Source organism: Cytobacillus oceanisediminis (genome assembly GCF_022811925.1).
In the GTDB taxonomy this organism is placed as follows: Bacteria; Bacillota; Bacilli; order Bacillales; family Cytobacillaceae; genus Cytobacillus; species Cytobacillus oceanisediminis_D.
Map to the genome: position 1 here is coordinate 192,315 of NZ_CP065511.1, position 16,809 is coordinate 209,123.

Annotated in this window: 17 protein-coding genes; 7 read left to right on the forward strand and 10 right to left on the reverse strand. The window is 40.9% G+C overall.

Going from position 1 to position 16,809, the window contains the following annotated elements; translation table 11 throughout:
• Position 1 precedes the first annotated feature (1 nt).
• From IRB79_RS00955 to IRB79_RS00970, 4 genes are all read right to left on the reverse strand, one after another.
• On the reverse strand, positions 2-772 hold the full coding sequence (locus IRB79_RS00955) for an isocitrate lyase/PEP mutase family protein (RefSeq protein ID WP_243506356.1): 771 nt from the start codon (positions 770-772) through the stop codon (positions 2-4).
• A 148-nt stretch (positions 773-920) separates the two neighbouring features.
• Entirely contained in the window at positions 921-2,492 is a 1,572-nt protein-coding gene (locus tag IRB79_RS00960) for an L-lactate permease (protein ID WP_243506357.1), read from the reverse strand.
• A gap of 35 nt (positions 2,493-2,527) precedes the next feature.
• Positions 2,528-3,457: an L-lactate dehydrogenase gene (locus tag IRB79_RS00965; RefSeq protein ID WP_243506359.1), complete on the reverse strand. Its 930-nt coding sequence runs from the start codon at positions 3,455-3,457 to the stop codon at positions 2,528-2,530.
• A 273-nt stretch (positions 3,458-3,730) separates the two neighbouring features.
• A complete protein-coding gene (locus IRB79_RS00970) occupies positions 3,731-4,108 on the reverse strand; it encodes a hypothetical protein (protein WP_243506361.1) in 378 nt (125 codons plus the stop codon).
• A gap of 226 nt (positions 4,109-4,334) precedes the next feature.
• Between IRB79_RS00970 and guaD the strand changes: the two genes are divergently transcribed.
• Complete coding sequence (guaD, locus tag IRB79_RS00975; RefSeq protein ID WP_243506363.1) at positions 4,335-5,702, forward strand: guanine deaminase; 1,368 nt, start codon at positions 4,335-4,337, stop codon at positions 5,700-5,702.
• Positions 5,703-5,771: 69 nt separating this feature from the next.
• Here guaD and yeiL read toward each other — a convergent pair whose 3' ends face one another.
• Entirely contained in the window at positions 5,772-6,443 is a 672-nt protein-coding gene (gene yeiL / locus IRB79_RS00980) for a transcriptional regulator YeiL (RefSeq protein WP_243506365.1), read from the reverse strand.
• A 79-nt stretch (positions 6,444-6,522) separates the two neighbouring features.
• Between yeiL and IRB79_RS00985 the strand changes: the two genes are divergently transcribed.
• Together IRB79_RS00985 and IRB79_RS00990 are read left to right on the forward strand one after the other, a co-directional pair.
• Positions 6,523-7,704 (forward strand): MFS transporter, encoded by a 1,182-nt coding sequence (locus tag IRB79_RS00985; RefSeq protein WP_243506367.1) that lies wholly within the window; start codon positions 6,523-6,525, stop codon positions 7,702-7,704.
• Between the two features lie 72 nt (positions 7,705-7,776).
• Positions 7,777-8,676, forward strand: a complete 900-nt coding sequence (locus tag IRB79_RS00990) for an EamA family transporter (RefSeq protein ID WP_243506369.1) — start codon at positions 7,777-7,779, stop codon at positions 8,674-8,676.
• 18 nt (positions 8,677-8,694) lie between these two features.
• On the opposite strand, the gene IRB79_RS00995 is transcribed toward IRB79_RS00990, so the two are convergent.
• The 3 genes from IRB79_RS00995 to IRB79_RS01005 all read right to left on the reverse strand — a co-directional run bounded on the left by IRB79_RS00995 (position 8,695) and on the right by IRB79_RS01005 (position 11,092).
• Positions 8,695-8,835: a hypothetical protein gene (locus IRB79_RS00995; RefSeq protein ID WP_243509695.1), complete on the reverse strand. Its 141-nt coding sequence runs from the start codon at positions 8,833-8,835 to the stop codon at positions 8,695-8,697.
• A 48-nt stretch (positions 8,836-8,883) separates the two neighbouring features.
• A complete protein-coding gene (locus IRB79_RS01000; protein ID WP_243506371.1) occupies positions 8,884-9,318 on the reverse strand; it encodes a GNAT family N-acetyltransferase in 435 nt (144 codons plus the stop codon).
• Positions 9,319-9,706: 388 nt separating this feature from the next.
• The gene (locus tag IRB79_RS01005; protein WP_243506372.1) at positions 9,707-11,092 is read right to left on the reverse strand and encodes an amino acid permease; all 1,386 of its coding nucleotides are present in this window, start codon (positions 11,090-11,092) and stop codon (positions 9,707-9,709) included.
• Between the two features lie 464 nt (positions 11,093-11,556).
• Between IRB79_RS01005 and IRB79_RS01010 the strand changes: the two genes are divergently transcribed.
• The gene (locus IRB79_RS01010) at positions 11,557-12,021 is read left to right on the forward strand and encodes an SRPBCC family protein (protein ID WP_243506374.1); all 465 of its coding nucleotides are present in this window, start codon (positions 11,557-11,559) and stop codon (positions 12,019-12,021) included.
• A gap of 70 nt (positions 12,022-12,091) precedes the next feature.
• Here the strand turns inward: IRB79_RS01010 and IRB79_RS01015 are convergent, their stop codons facing one another.
• On the reverse strand, positions 12,092-13,054 hold the full coding sequence (locus IRB79_RS01015) for a helix-turn-helix transcriptional regulator (protein ID WP_243506375.1): 963 nt from the start codon (positions 13,052-13,054) through the stop codon (positions 12,092-12,094).
• 107 nt (positions 13,055-13,161) lie between these two features.
• Between IRB79_RS01015 and IRB79_RS01020 the strand changes: the two genes are divergently transcribed.
• The 3 genes from IRB79_RS01020 (at position 13,162) to IRB79_RS01030 (ending at position 15,774) form a co-directional block, all read left to right on the forward strand.
• The gene (locus tag IRB79_RS01020; protein WP_243506376.1) at positions 13,162-13,641 is read left to right on the forward strand and encodes a GyrI-like domain-containing protein; all 480 of its coding nucleotides are present in this window, start codon (positions 13,162-13,164) and stop codon (positions 13,639-13,641) included.
• Positions 13,642-13,663: 22 nt separating this feature from the next.
• On the forward strand, positions 13,664-14,128 hold the full coding sequence (locus tag IRB79_RS01025; RefSeq protein ID WP_243506377.1) for a phage tail protein: 465 nt from the start codon (positions 13,664-13,666) through the stop codon (positions 14,126-14,128).
• A 458-nt stretch (positions 14,129-14,586) separates the two neighbouring features.
• Positions 14,587-15,774 carry a DUF3880 domain-containing protein gene (locus IRB79_RS01030; RefSeq protein WP_243506378.1) on the forward strand — a complete coding sequence of 396 codons (1,188 nt, stop codon included), beginning with the start codon at positions 14,587-14,589 and terminating at the stop codon, positions 15,772-15,774.
• 297 nt (positions 15,775-16,071) lie between these two features.
• Here the strand turns inward: IRB79_RS01030 and IRB79_RS01035 are convergent, their stop codons facing one another.
• Positions 16,072-16,692, reverse strand: a complete 621-nt coding sequence (locus IRB79_RS01035; protein ID WP_243506379.1) for a LysE/ArgO family amino acid transporter — start codon at positions 16,690-16,692, stop codon at positions 16,072-16,074.
• Positions 16,693-16,809 lie beyond the last annotated feature (117 nt).

The following is a 16,809-nucleotide window of genomic DNA, read 5'->3' on the forward strand; positions in this document are numbered from 1 at the left end:
GTTAATTATTATACAATATGGCAGTATCCATAGACTCTGCCAATTCACGTGCATTCTTTTCTATATATGCAATCACTTTATCAGACAAGGCATTTCCAAAGCTAAAACGCCTCACACCTAATTCTTTTAGCTTATTACAATTTGTCAGTCCCGGTAAAGATAAGACATTGAGCGGGGCACTGACATTCTTCGTGATGGCTTTAATCTCCTCTTCTTTTATTAAACCCGGTACAAAAACTCCGCTGGCTCCGCTCTCCACATATGCTTTTGCCCGTTCAATCGTTTCCGGCAGCGGATTTTGTTTCTGTAAATACGTATCGGTTCTGGCGTTAATATAAAAATCCTTATAGCCATTGTTTTCTAACGATGCTCTTATATTTCCTAAAAGGCTGCAATGCCAGGAAATCTCTTTTAATCCTTTCTGCTTTTTGAAGGAATCCTCAATATTGATGCCGGCAGCCCCTGCATCAGCCGTCTTTAAAACATGATCGACAATCGTTGGGATATCTTCCCCGTAGCCTGCTTCAATATCAGCAGAAACAGGAATTTTCACATTCTCTGCTATGGTTTTGATGATCGCTAAATGCCTGTCAAAATCAATCAATTCTCCGTCTGCATATCCCAGTGAATCAGCAATCCCCCAGCTGGTCGTGCCAATTGCTTTAAACCCTGCTCTTTCAAGTGTTAAAGCGGAAAGCAAATCCCAGGCATTTCCCAGGAATAAAAGTTCATTTGAAAAATGCAGCTCATTAAATTTCTGTATATTATTCATTATTATCTCCTCCTAAAGTTGTTGGACTCATTTTAACAAGAGAACGATATCCATTTCGTCCTCATTCTTGCTCTTATGGTCTGTCTCTAAGAGGATAAAAAAGTGAAGCTGAATGCTCCACTTTCGTTTTTCCTTTTTAATTGGCGAACTAGAAGAACAATGACAATATGAATGTCCAAATACAAACAAACACCAGCAATCCAAAGCTATATTTCAATGTCATTTTAGTCAAATCAGCTTCTTTTCCTGTCTCGCCAACCGCTGCTGTGGCGATGGCGATGGACTGAGGAGAGATCAGCTTTGCCATCACGCCTCCAGCCGTATTGGCAGAGAGCAATAAAGATGAGTTGGTTCCAATCACATTACCAGCTGTCGCCTGGATGGGAGCAAATAGAGTGTTGTTGTTCACGACAGATCCTGTCATGAACACCCCAATCCAGCCTAAGAGCGGTGACAGCAGCGGAAATATTTTTCCGGTTGTCGCAACGGCTTCCCCTAGAGTGACGGTCATGCCGCCGTACGTCATGAGCTTGGAAATACCGATAATGGCACAAATCATGATAATCGGAATCCAGAACTCTGAAACCGTCTTCTTCAGAAGGCTGAAGCCTTCACCCATATTAATACCATTTGTCGTCGCTATTGTCGTTAAGCCGGCCAATAAGATCGCAGTGCCTGTTGCTCCAATTAAACTGATGCTGACAGCAAGAGAAGATCCAGGTATGCTGAAGTTAATGACTGTGAACTCCAGCAGGCCCCCTTCAGCGAAAAGCCCTTTAAATGCCGGGAAGCTCCATATTAAAATAAATAGGGTCAATAGATAAAAAGGTGACCATGCTTTAACTATTTCACCTAATGCATGCTGTTCAAATTGACACTCTTTCCCATTGAGCAAAAAGATGTTCTTTGGCTTCCATTTTTTCAGGAATAAAGCTAATGCACCCATCGCTAATAAGGAAGGAATAATATCAGCAAGCTCCGGTCCTACAAATACGGTAATGAGTGCTTGAGTGACAGTGTACACACCAGCTGTGATCAGGATTGCCGGTAATATTTCCTTAATTCCTTTAAACCCATCAATGAGCCATATTAATAAAAAAGGAATGGTAAAGTTAATAATCGGCAGTGTCAGTGCTGTCATTATTGACACATCCATGGAAGTGACGCCTTGAATACCGAACGTATCGACAATGCCGACCGGTATTCCGATCGCTCCAAAAGCACCCGAAGCACCGTTTGCAATGAGACAGAGCATCGCTGCCTGTAAAGGCTTGAAGCCCAGTGACACTAACAGCACGGCACAAATGGCAATCGGTACGCCGAAACCGGCAGCCCCTTCGAGAAAGGCATTAAAGCAAAATCCAATCAGCAGAAATTGAATGCGCTGGTCTTGGGAAATCCCGGCTATGCTTCCTCGCAAAATATCGAACTTGCCGGATGCCACCGAAATTTTATATAGCCACACAGCCATGACAATAATCCACCCAATCGGCCAAATCCCTGCCGCAGCACCTTGAATAATACTTCCCGCCGCTTCTCCGAAGGGCAACTTAAAAATAATAAGTGCGATAAAAAAAGTAACAGCTAAATTTAATAGGGCTGCATGAATGCCCTTCATTTTTAATACCGTCAGGCAAAGCAGAAATAAAAGGATCGGGATGGCGGCCACTAGGGATGAAACAGCAAGGTTATGAAAAGGATTGAACGTTTCCACTAACATATGATCTGCCCCTTTGGTTCTAAGATGTCAACTCGTTATAATGCTGAATTTTGAATGTCTTTTAAGGTTTGAATTGATTTGGCAAGCTTCCTTTTTTCATCCTCGGTCAGTGACAGCTCCACAATATTCTTCACACCGTTTCTGGTAATCACAGATGGAATCCCGACAAAGACATCACGATGGCCATATTCTCCTTCTAACAGTGCGCCAACCGGCAATACCACATTTTCATTTCGTAAAATGGCTTTTGTTATTCGGACCAGCCCCATCGCAATCCCATAATAGGTTGCACCTTTTGCGTTAATAATTTCATATGCAGCGTCCCGCACTTGAACAGCTATTTCTTCTTTTCTTTCCTCTGTTAACCTCTCTGCTACGGGGGTTCCGGCAATATTGGCGAAGCTCCATACCGGGAATTGAGAGTCGCCATGTTCACCGATAATATATCCATGGACACTTACGGCTGCTGTATCAAATTCTTTCCCCAATAAATAACGGAATCTGGCAGAATCCAGAATGGTTCCAGAACCAATGACTCTTTCTTTAGGCAGGCCGGAGAATTTCAAGGTTGCATAAGACAATATATCGACTGGATTGGTTGCAACTAAGAAAATGCCATTAAATCCAGAGTCCATAATACTCTCTACAATAGATTTGAAAATTTTCACGTTTTTATTCACGAGATCCAGCCGGGTTTCTCCCGGTTTTTGTGCTGCACCTGCACAGATCACCACAAGAGCGGCATCCTTACAGTCTTCATAAAAACCATATCTAATCGTCATAGCCGTTGGGGCATAAACAATGCCGTGGTTTAGATCCATGACATCTCCTTTTGCTTTCTCTTCATTTAAATCGACAATGACAAGCTCATCACATAAGCCCTGATTTAATAACGCATACGCATAACTTGATCCAACGGCTCCATTTCCTACTAGTACTATTTTGTTTCCTAATGTTACATTCATTTTGATTTCCCCCAATATCTATTTGTGAAACTCTTCACATATTGTTGTTAAAAAAATTCATTGCATTCAATTTAATTTAGGTGATTGTAAATTATGTGAAATAATTCACATATAACTTTAAAAAAATATCAATATAATCACTTGTGAAGTGTTTCACAATAAAAATATATCAATATTTTTGATTTCACGCAAGTTTTTTCTTAAGCTTTTTATAAAATAGAGAAGCGCCAGCCCCTGGTAAGCTGCCGTATAGCGGGGAGCTGGCACTGATCATTATTTCACTAATACTTTTTTACGGACTTCATCCTGAATAGGATTTGTGCCATTCTCCACACCCAGCTCATTCAACCATTTACGATAGGCGATGGTAAGGGCGTCTGACTTCAGATGCAGCTCTGCCTGTAAGTCCAGTGGAAGAAGCTCCGGCTTTTGGCTTTGGACGATATCTAAGTCCTGATAAAAAATCGTATCCTGGAATTTAATAAAAGGCTCATCCGGCATGTCCAGATCATAGTTTCTGGTCAACAGCATAAATGCCTTGGCCTGCTCTTGATCCTCTTGATTGACAGCAAGCAGAATCGTCAGTTCATCATCCGATCCTTCCGTTGTTTTTGTAAAACGGGCGGTAGTCGGATTGAGGATTTCATACACATAGTTAGCATATCCGCCTTTGGAGCGTCCGTCAGGGTTCGGCTGATAGACCGGAATTTTACTAGTAATCCATCATAAGAACCCCCTGTTGGTGTTATGATATCCATATAATCTCTGTTTCTATTAAACAGACCAATAGAAAAAAGCCCAAAGTATATGCTCTCCCCAAACGTAAAAATTTACAATGACTATAGTAGCACAAAACACGAACATTAGGAAGGTGTTTATGAGTAAATATACGTATATTTTTCGTGGAACCGCTTTTTCCAGTCATTCTCCTAAGAAAATAAATATTTTTAAAGATTACTTATTTTTCGTAAATTCAAATGGAATGATTGAAAAAATGGCGGGTCCTGAGCATGAGGACTACCAATCCCTGCTGGCTGCCTATGAGGGACAGGAGAACTTTCACCGCTTAGCAGACGGGCAATATTTCCTGCCTGGTTTTGTGGACTTGCATGTCCATGCGCCGCAATGGGCTCAATCAGGGACAGCTTTGGATATTCCCCTCTATGACTGGCTCCACACATACACATTTCCATTAGAGGCCAAATATGCAGATTTGGCTTTTGCCAAGAAGGTTTATGAAGATCTCGTGAATACACTGCTCGCAAATGGAACCACGACGGTCCTCTACTTTGCAACCGTCCATAAAGAGGCCAGTTTATTATTAGCGGAAATATGTGCTGAAAAAGGGCAGAGGGGCTTAGTGGGTAAAGTCGTCATGGATGATCCTGAACAAAATCCAGACTATTATCGTGATGCAGATGCGAAAACAGCATTAGCCGATACGGAGGAGTTCATTTTAGCCGTGAAGGAGCTGGCCAAAACGGTTAAACAAGGCGTGTATCCTGTTGTTACACCGCGCTTCATACCAAGCTGTTCAGATGAAGCACTGAAGGGCCTGGGCGAACTGGCTGCCAAGTATGATACACATATTCAATCCCACTGCAGTGAAAGTGACTGGGCCCACAGTTATGTACAAGACCGCTTCAGCAAGCATGATGCAGCTGCCCTGCATGATTTCGGATTATTAGGCGAAAAATCGGTGATGGCTCATTGCAATTTCCTTGATGACCATGATGCAGAGCTGTTTGCAAGTACAGGCACTGCAATCAGCCACTGTCCGCTGTCCAATGCCTACTTCGCCAATAGCGTGATTCCAATCAAGCGTTTTATGGCTAAGGGAATCGATATTGGATTAGGGACGGATATTTCAGCTGGCGCGACTCCAAGTCTTTATGATAATGCCAAGCAGGCTGTTGTCTCCTCCAGAATGCTGGAAGACGGAGTAAATCCGGCTCTTCCTGCCGAGGAACGTGGTGTACCGGATTCCCGGATTTCCATCCATGAAGCCTTTTACCTGGCTACTGCCGGCGGAGGAGAAAGCTTGAGTCTGCCTATTGGGCGAATTCAGGAGAACTATGCATGGGACGTTCAAATCGTCGATACGAAAGTACCGGGAGCAAGCCTTCCTATCTTTGCTGAAAATGAAGCGTTACATGATATTTTCCAGAAAATCATGTATCTTGTCCGTCCGGAGCATATTCGGGTAGTCTGGGTGCAAGGGGAAAAGGTTCACTCGCGTTCTTGAGAGCTTGCGTAAATGCCACATGGCTTTTTCCATGTGGCATTTTTTATAGGTGCACAGCTAGCCTTATTCTTACTCATTCTTCAGCACATCAGCAAGCCTGTGCAGTGCGTCCGTCTGCCGGATATGGTAATGGCGCCCTTCCTTCTGCAGGTATCCTTTTTCGCAAAACTGCACAAGAACATGCAATAAGTGGCGATAAGATACCCCTAAAAAATCACAGACGGTCACATGCTTTTCCTTATAGGCCTCCCCATCAGCGGTTTGCAGGATGAAATCCGCCAGCCGGTTTTCAAGCGGAAAGGAAAGGCTCTGTGAATACTTTTCAGCCATTTTCGTTGCTTTCACACTTAAAAACTTGGTGAGCTCGCGAAGAAAGGTCGTATCTTCCAGCAGCCTTGTGCGATAGTGATGCAAAGGAATCGCAAAACAAATCGTCTTCGTGGAGGCTTGAATCCCCTTTGTATAGTACACTTCATGTAATAGCTCCATTTCCCCGATATAATCATGGGCATTGATGAAATTGATCAAGGAAACCTTCCCATTTTGATATGTAACGTAAATTTTGGCTTTTCCCTCAATGACATAATACAAATAATCCGGCCTCATGCCTTCGCGGATAATCCATTCATCCCGCTTATATTCGCGTACTTCCATAAACTCCTCAATCGGAAAAGAAAATATATGCGAAATGGAGTGCTGCTCCAGGTAATGCTGTCTTTTTTCCTGTTTATAAATTTCCATTCTCCACCCCGAAATATGAGATATCTCATATTATTGTACGAATCTTCCTGATATCATGCAAATATCGGAGGGATATTTAATGAATACACAGAGCTGGATGGGCAGACAGTTTTTCAGTTTCTTTATGACCTGGGGTGTTTTTCTGCCCTATTGGACAGGGTGGCTGATCTATATAAAAGGAATGACCGTTTCACAGGCGAGTTTGATCATGAGTCTAGGTTTGGCTGTACGGGGCCTTTCCACACTCTTTGCCTTTCCCTATTTATCAGGAAAATTCAGCAGTAAAACCCTGCTTAACGGGATGGGAATCGGCACACTGATTGCCATTCTCTGCTATATCCCGGCCAATTCTTTTACAAGCCTGCTGGTGGTAACGCTGTTTTTACATTTCTTTTACCCTGCTCTGATGCCTGCATTGGATAGTGCTGCAGGCATTCTTGTACAGAGTAAGCAATTAAGAGATTACGGAAAGAGCCGCTCCTGGGGGTCGATAGGATTCGTTGCATCCGGCATGATTCTGACCTTCTTTACAGGGGCATTTGGCGACGATGCCATATTCTGGGCACTGTTGCTCGGCGTTCTGGTATTTTTGAGTCTCGGTTTCATGAATACGCCTGCAGTTTTATCTGAAAAGCCAAAAGCCGGCCAGACAAAAGGAGCCATAATGAAATTATTCAGCATCAAGCACTTCGGCCTGGTGCTCGTCATAGTCATTTTACTGCAGGCAGCACATGCTTCTTATTACAACTATGGCTATATTTATTTGCAGGAAATTCAGGCTCCCAAATATTTAATCGGCCTGATCATTAACATTGCCGTGATTGCAGAAATCCTATTCTTTTTCATTGCCGACCGGACTTTCCGCAAATTTTCAATCGGCTCATTACTGGCATTGGCAGCACTGGGCTCAACCGCACGCTGGATACTCGTATTTGCCTTTCCGCATGTGATTATGTTTACGGTTGCCCAAACATTGCATGCCTTCTCATTTGCGATGGCACACTACGCATTTATGAAATACCTGATCAAATATGTTCCTCATGAACAGGTGCCGATTACACAAGGGGTATACTCTGCACTCGCCCTTAGCTGGAGTACAGCCCTCTTCACCATTTTTGGCGGGTATTTATATGAAATAGAACCAAGATATGCGTTTATCGGGATGGTGGTTTGCACGATACCAGCGGCGCTGCTTGCTTTTGTTTACCGGAGATTGGAAGGGAAGAAAAAAGGGGCGGAAACCAGACAGCTGGTGATCTAACTTTACAAGAAGGCTTAAAAAGGTGATACATGTGTAGCACCTTTTTTATGTTGGCATTAAGGAGGTTTCAAATTGAAAATAAATAAAGGGGTTTTATATATACTTTTAGGTGCATCATTTTTCGGTTTTACACCGATTTTTGCTAAGTTGGGGTTTAGCTACGGCTACTCTCTGGGACAAATTAATATCGTCCAGATGGTTATATCCTTCATTTTGTTATGGGCTTTTACGTTCATTAAGAGGTCCAGTTTCAAAGGGCTAAATACGAAAAATGTGCTGCAAATCATGATGACCGGCTGTTTTGTCGGTTTAACCAGTATTTTTTATTATGGTTCAATGCAGTATCTTCCTGCATCACTGGCCATCATTTTAATGTTCCAGTTCGTCTGGATCGGGATTATTTTAGAATGGATTTCCAGCAAAATAAAACCCTCGCCTGTTACAGTACTAACCATCATTTTAATACTAATCGGGGTCTTTTTTGCTTCGAATATCATAAATGGCGACATCCAGGGCCTTCCATTGAAAGGTTTCATTTTTGGGATTCTCTCCGCGTTCACTTATGCAGGATTTATCTTCTTCAGCGGCAAGGTCGCTGTTCATGTGGATCCCTGGACACGGAGTTCTTTAATGGTAACCGGATCAACCATCCTGGTGCTTATCCTATTTATGGGTGATATCCCGTCTGTGCTGCCTTTGGAGGAAAATCTGCTGACAATTGCCGTCGGTGTTTCATTATTTGGGGCAGTCCTCCCTCCGCTGTTTTTCGCAGCTGGTGCGCCTTTAGTTTCAGGAGGAATCGCCAATATCTTAACCTCCATTGAATTACCGATCGCCATTTTATCAGCCAGCATTATTTTGTCAGAAACCGTAACACCGCTTCAGTGGGCAGGGACGGCGATTATTCTGGCTGCTATTGCTTTTAATGAATTGGGGACAGGCTTTTTCCGGAGTAGAAAGGAAAGTGCCTGACCCGGCACATTTAAAGGATCAGGCACCTGTAATTTTTGATTGAACGGATTCCGGCAGCAGCTGAAAGAACAGCCCTTGATACTTAAGGTCGAGCAGGCCCGCAATCAAAAAAATAATTATTATGAAGAGTACAATCCATGTTTTATTCTTTTTAAGCAATTGGTCCACCTCCATGAATAAGAGCTCCCTCAGCAGGAGCTCTTTTGATTAATACGTTAGTTTATATACGATTTCCCCTTCAATTACCCGGCCATCTGCTTCAAAGCCCAGTTTTTCATATAACCGCTTCGCCAGATTGTTTTCAGGCTCAAAGCTTAAATAAATCACCTTATGCTCCTGATCCTGCTTAATCCGTTCAATCAGCTGCTCCATGGCCGCTTTCCCGCAACCTTTTGACTGGTACTTCACATCAATCATCAGGCGGTAAATCCAATATTCCTTATCGTCGAAGTCCATGCAGTACATCGTAAAGCCCACTAACACATCATCATGATAAATCGCTAAACAAACACACTCTGGAAATGCCTTGGCTTGCGCAAGCGAAAACACATTCGGCGCCACAAACGATTTCTGCTCTTCTGCTACACGCAAATCAATGACATCGAAAAAATTATGCCGGTCTATTTCTCTGAATTCAATCATGTGATCCCCCTGAAATAATTTTCTTTTACCATGGTGCCTCCCCGGACGTTTGTGAAGGAGAAACCTGGAAATTGGCTTTCTGAATTCAGAATTCCACAGATCCAAATGAAAATCCTTCAATGTGAAAACCTTTAGGTTATTGCAGGACAGGATTTTCACTTTCAAGTCACGCTTCCAGTAAACAAAAGAGAGGACAAATGGATCTTCCATAAGCGGTAATGGGAGCAGATAAAAAAGACCACCCAAAAAGACATTTAGCCTATCAAGGTGGTTATAATTATAATGCTTTTATCAATTCATCTGCAGAATTGCACGTTTTGAATCATCTTTGGTTTAATGTTCTTTCAATGAGCAGATCAGCTCACCATGCTGAAGGAACTCTTCTCTTTTAAGCTGCTTCCTGATCTTCTCCAGAATCTTGTGGTACACGCTTTCCTATTCCAAAAGCGAAATAACTGATAACCACAATCCCCAGGAAAACAATACCTGCGATCAGCGAGATCCGGGTATCATCATTCAGCCACATTCCCACTAATACCATTAATAAGAATGCGATGGTTAAATAATTGGTCACAGGAGCAAAAGGCATTTTGAATGGATGCTTGTCCATTTCAGCTCCTTTTGCTTTTCTAAACTTAATTTGACTGATTAAGATGACAAACCATGGAACCATACCTGGAAGAACACTTGCACTGTATACATAGACGAATAAATTTTCTGGTGCAATATAGCTTAAAATAACACCAACCGCTAAACCAATCAGTACACCCATAGTACCGACAATCGGTACACCTTGAGAAGAAATTTTCGTAAAGAATTTAGGTGCCTGCCCATTTACTCCTAACGTATAAAGCATACGACCTGCACTATAAATACCGCTGTTGCAGCCGGACATCGCCGCTGTAATAACAACAAAGTTAATAATTCCTGCAGCAGCAGTGATTCCTACTTTTGCAAAAGTAGCCACAAATGGGCTTCCGACTGATTGAAGCTGATCCCAAGGATATACAGTTACAATCACTAAAATAGCTCCAATATAGAAAATCAAAATCCGCCAAATGATACTTTGAATTGCACTTGTAAGCGTTTTCTTCGGATCTTTTGCTTCCCCTGCTGTAATTCCAATTAGTTCAACGCCTTGATACGCTCCAATAACAAGGGATAAGGCAAAGAAGAAGCCTGTCCATCCACCTGTAAAGAATCCGCCATGTTCCCAAAGATTAGAAAATCCTATTGCCTCTCCTCCATTGCCAATTCCGAAGAAAATAAGTCCAAAACCGGCAATGATCATTAAGATGATCGTTACAACTTTAATCAAGGAAAACCAAAATTCAAATTCACCAAATGATTTTACTGAAATTAAATTCGCCGCTCCCAGCATCAACATAGCAATGAAACCCGGAATCCACGCAGGCAAGTCTGGAAACCAGTATTGCATGTAGGCACCTACGGCAATAATTTCAGCCATCCCGACTATTACCCATTGAAACCAGTTGCTCCAGGCAGTCAAATACCCGGCCAATGGATGAATATACTTATAGCCAAATGTTGCAAAGGAACCCGTGTTAGGCTCTAAATACAACATTTCTCCCATGGCACGCATGATGAAATAGATAAAAATTCCTGCTGTTATATAAGCAAGAAGCACAGACGGTCCTGTCCATTGAATGGTGCTTGCTGATCCCATAAATAAGCCGACACCAATGGTACCACCCAGCGCAATCATCTGAATGTGACGCGATTCTAAGCCTCTCTTCAATTCTTTGTTTGCCACTCCATATCCTCCTAAGTTGAGATTTCAAAATAGTGGTCAAAAAGATTCTTAATCTTGTATTCAAATACTCATTTATAATAATAAATACCGCTAATAATTACAATGGAATATTTTTATAAAAGGCTATATATCAATATTAACATTAGGAAAGAGGCACAAATAATTATTATAGTAAAATACAAAAAGAATTCTGACCTAATCAAAGGCGAGGACTATCACTCCTCTCTATCTATGCAAGTTGCTTAATAACTCTGCATTTAGTTAAATAGGAGTTTTGGCAAGAAATAATGTAAAAAGCACCTGGGTTTCTCAAAAGCCTATATTAAATTAGGAGAATCTCTCACCGTTTATCAGAAGGATAATGATAAACGATTAGCAAATTAATAATATGGTGGCTGAACAGCTGATGAGCAAGAGGGATTAGTGATATGGGTTTTAATCAAATTTAACTTGGAGGGACCGGCATGAACTCAACAAACAAAATGACAACACAAATAGGGGAACGCGAAATTACAGTCACGCGCGTATTTGATGCTCCAGCTGATCTTGTGTTTAATTCTTGGACGAAAGAGGAGCACCTGTCAAAGTGGTGGGGACCACAAGGTTTTACGTTGACTTTTCAGAAATTCGATATGAAACCAGGCGGTACATGGCAATTTATCATGCACGGTCCTGATGGCGTTGATTATCCCAATACCAACGTCTTTGTTGAGGTCGTTAAATCCGAGCGAATCGTCTTCAAACATGATGTGTTTCCCCATTTTCTCGCCACAGCAGTCTTTGAGGATCTGGATGGCAAAACTAAACTCACTTATACCACAATCTTTGAAGAAACTGCCGCTGTATTTGAAAAGGTGAAAACATATGCCGTCCCAGGTGCCGAACAGACTATGAAGCGCTTAGAGGAGCATCTGGGCGGTATGTCTTAATGGCATTCTCCTAATGGTGCCCTTGTAACTCCGTAATGCCTGGAAAACGCCAGGTTTTATCTGGCTCTTCTTATGGACAGAATAAGCGTAATCTCTCTTGCAAACCTTCTAAGATTTCTTTCGGCATTTCCCTGACCTTGATATCCCCACCCAGGAAAAGCATCCAATTGGTTATTTCGGTCAGTTCCTCTGAATTATGAACATTGATAAAAGTCTTCAGAACAGCTGTCGTTTGGTAAGGATTCGTATAGGAAATCGAGACTTTTAAAGGGTGGTATTTTTTGAACTGGGCAATTGCCTGCGGGCCAAGTTCAAGGACAAGGTTGATTACTTCCTCCTGCTTGCTTATTTTTTCTAAAATATTTTTTCTGCTTACTCTTTTTTTCACAGGATAGGGTTCGACATTGGTGAGATTGTCCACGGGGAAAATTTGTTTCTTTTCTTCCTTTAAGTCAAAGCCTTCAATCAGCCAAATGCTTTTTTCACGATAAAGTTGCAAGAGATAAATGGGATATGACCTAATTCCATTTTCTTCGTTGATGGTAATCAATAAATAGCTATCCAAAAGAAGGGTTTGAATAAGTTTTTCCAGCATCGGGTGAGGGAGGTCCGACAGTTCAAGCAGGTCGGGATTATTGGGGTTGGTCCCTTCAAACAGCAGGATTTGATTTAAGAGAACAAGGTCTTCCTGCTGGTTTTCTGAGATGAGGCCGAGCAGTTTTTCAGCCAAAGACTGACGGCTCTTTAGATAGGGGAGCTGCTGATTTCTTGTAGCCATAAAGGCAAGGAACAGAGCTTTGATCTCATTATCGGTAAAGCGAACAGCGGGCAGGACAGAGTTGTTCATGACAAAATAGCCCCCATCCCTTCCAACTTCAGCGACAAGCGGCATCCCCATGGCTTCAATTTCCCGAATATCTCTAATCGCTGTTGAACGGGAGATATTAAATTCTCGCATGATCTCAGAAATAGTAAAGTGGGCACGGTTATTGATATACCGCATCATCACATTAATCCGTTCAACTTTTTTCATTTGGCCTCCTAAACAGTATCATTTTTTGACATGATTTAAGGCTATTATAAACTCATCAAGTGAAAAGATAAATCATTTGAAATTTTTAAAAAAGGATGGTTTTGATTATGGCAGATTATACTCTGGAAGAAAAAGAAAGCTTTACGGTATTAGGCATTGGAACTGAACTGAAGAGTGATTATACGGATTATGCCGGCATCAATAAGGAAAAGGCAGACTTTTGGCAGGCAGTCAAACAGGATGGAAGGCTAGACGCTTTAAAGGCCATAGCCAAAAATGACTACATCTTTGTAGTGAACGAAGCGGTGAATAACAAGATGATGCATTATGCTGGCGTCATGACAGAGGAGTCGCTCCCAGAAGCATCAAGACTGATCCAATTCCCTAAAGGGGAATACCTCGTTGTTAAAGGGGAAGCCGAGACAGGGGAAGAGTTAAGCAATATGCTTACTGGCATTGCCTTTGGTCAAGTCTTGCCAGAAGCAACGAATGTTGCCTATGTTGGCGGGCCCAATGCAGCGGTTGAGATGGGGCAGCGAAACGGCTTGGTATTTGGTGAAATGTGGATTCCTGTTGTTAGGAAATAAGGAGATAAAAGGCGGGATTTAAATGTCCTATATGGTCGATTTTAAAAATGTGTCTGCGGCTGGTTTAGAGTCTTCACCAGCAGCGGAAGCACTTGCTGGTTTGCGTGCGAATGAAGCCCGTTACTTCATGAACAAATATAAGCATGAATTTACGGTTGTACCGGCCAGCAAAAGCCAGGAGACCCTTAATTATGTGAACCATATTTTGAAAGAAGAACGTGATATAGAGTTTGCAGCCAAACCTTTAGAGACGTCGCGTTTTCAAGTGGAGAATATCAAATGGGCCTACGTTTTCTATGAGGATGGCCTTAGTGTCAACGTCATGTATACCGTTGATGACCCTAAAAAACGCGCTGTTGGTTTTAAGCTTTCTGAGGGGATGGAAGTACCAAAGGAGTTAGAAGGGAAGTTTAAGTTTGCCAGGCGGAAATCTAAACTGGCGGGGACTATTCGGGGGTCGTTTTTTGTTATTAAAGGGGAGTATTAAGGTTAGAAATTAAGTTCACCGGGAAGAGCAAAAACAGCCAATGATACAAACAAATACATGTAGGCATTCACAATAACAGCACCTCTCCATCATCTTAGGGGGTGCTGTTATTTTTTTCGCATAAACATCTTTTATTTATGATACGGTTCACCAAAACTAATTAACAGAATCTATAAATAAAGGAAACTTATATTAATTTCTTCAATACTGCCGTTCGTTATGGTCCGGGTTAACCTTTCCCACTCTTACGACTCAAATTAAAATGCATTTTGCAGGTCCTCAACGAATTCTATTAATGTCTACTCTCTAATTCCTTCCCTACTCCTATTATAATCGTCTCACAATGATATTTAGTACTTTAAATAAACTCATTATCACTTATAGATTTATGCCGTGCCAAAATTTCAAGTAATTCGTAGAATAATACAAATTAATACTTGTGATTGGAGTGAATCACCATGAGGATTCTGTTCCTTGAAAGTCATCCGATGTGGATATTTGGATTGCCAAATGGCTTTATAGATGCAGGTCATAATGTCATGATCTCAGGATCACTAACTAAGGGAAATATTCTCGAAATGATAGAGCAATTCAAACCAGATCTTATTATATCTATGGGATGGACCGCAGAACATTCAAAAAATAAGCAAATATGGATTCATGATGTTGTAAAACAGAAAAAAATACCTCTTGTTTATTGGGCGACGGAAGATCCGCTGCACACAAAGAAATTTTCTATTCCATTAATAAAAAGAATGAACCCAGACTTCGTATTCACGGTTACTCCGTCAATTTGCAAGTTATATAATAAACAAGGTTTCAAATCAGCTTATTTAGATTTTGCCTATCACAAAAGTGTCCATCATCGTGTAAAGCCATTTAAAAAATACCGTTGTGATATAGCTGTTGTAGCCAATGCGTATCCCGACTTTCTTTTAAAGAACCCCGACTCCTTCCGTCTTTCTTCTATACAAACGCTAATCTCTCCTCTTCTAGAAAATAATATCCGTGTAGACTTTTGGGGCGATGATTGGGATTCTATGGGGGATCTATTAGGGAAAAACATTCCTAATAATTGGATACACGGATATTTGGATTATAGCGAAGCCCACAAGGTTTATAGTTCAGCAAAAATCGTACTCGGTATCCAAAACTGTAAAGATCAATTAACACAACGCACTTATGAAATTCTTGGTTCAGAAGGTTTTTTGATTACCTCAGATACTCCTGCAGTTAGAAGTAAATTTAAACATAAGCATGATTTAGTTCTTTCGTCATCTCCTGAGAGAACCGTAAAACTAATTAAATACTATTTAAAAAATAATAAAAAGAGAGAACAAATCAGAACTCAGGCAAAACAATCACTGATAAATGACACTTATCGGCACCGAGCTGAAAAAATAATAGAAGTATTGATTGACCACGGGATTTTAAGCAATAACATTAAATCTATTAAAGGCGGAAAGATAGTCCATTTTCCAGAACTGCTAAAACAAAAATACGAATTATACGTTGTAAAAAAAGGGGATACATTATTTCAAATCTCTCAAAAATACGGTGTTTCTTTGGAACATATTATGGAACTTAACCAACTGGATTCACATATTATTGATGTTGGGCTTATGTTAAAAATAAAAGCAAAGTAACCTGAAGGAAGAAATTCTCTATGAATTCTCATTGGGAGAGGTGGTAAATTTTTTAGAGATAAAGTACTCAAGCCAAAAATCAAGGATAAAAATTGTCATTAATTTTCGATAATGTTTGAATCTCATGATCTTAAGCAGGATTCGCTATCAATAGTTCATTTGGCTGTCCACTAGCAGCCCAAATTATAAGAGGGTACAATAGATAAATTACAAACTTCTTTCATGTTCTCTTTAAAAATAGCTTCATTTATGATACGGTTCACTTTGCATTTATGGTCAAGCTTCCTAAAGTTCATGCTAACTTAATAATGAATACAGTTGATATCCCATATAAAGAGCCATAGCCCATATAATAAGTGCGGAAACTTGATTCATATGTTTTAAGAACTTACCATTTTTATCAAATTGGCCAATCTTCCTGCCAGAAATCGCTAAGGAAAAGAACCAGATCCAAGAAATCATTATACAAGCCACGGTAAACGCCCATTTCTCAAATCCTGTATAAGCCAATGAACTAGTTCCTATAACTCCAATAGTATCCATAATAGCATGAGGATTAAGTAATGAAACAGAAGCAGCAAAAGTAACCTGACGACGTGCAGAAAAACGGTTTTGTTCTTGATTAGCGTTTATTTCGGGTGTGTTTTTCCACATGATCCAGCCCATATAAACTAAGAAAAGGAAGCCAATAAAAAATAACAAAATCTTTAACCATTCAAAACTAAAAACAATAATGGATACCCCGGCCACAGCCAAATAAATCAGTATTGTATCACAAACCCCTGCTGTAATAATTGCAGGTAAAGCATTGGTGAATTTGTTGTGTGTCGCTCCTTGATTAAATACAAATACATTTTGAACTCCTAAAGGTAAGATTAATCCAAATGCCAATACCATCCCATGAAATAATGGTTCCACTATGATTCCCCCTATTCTTATCTAGAATAGCCAAGGACAAGTCATATGTCTCCAACCAATTGGATGGGAGTCTATCCAACCATTTTGTTATAATTTAAAAAAATGATTGGAGATAGC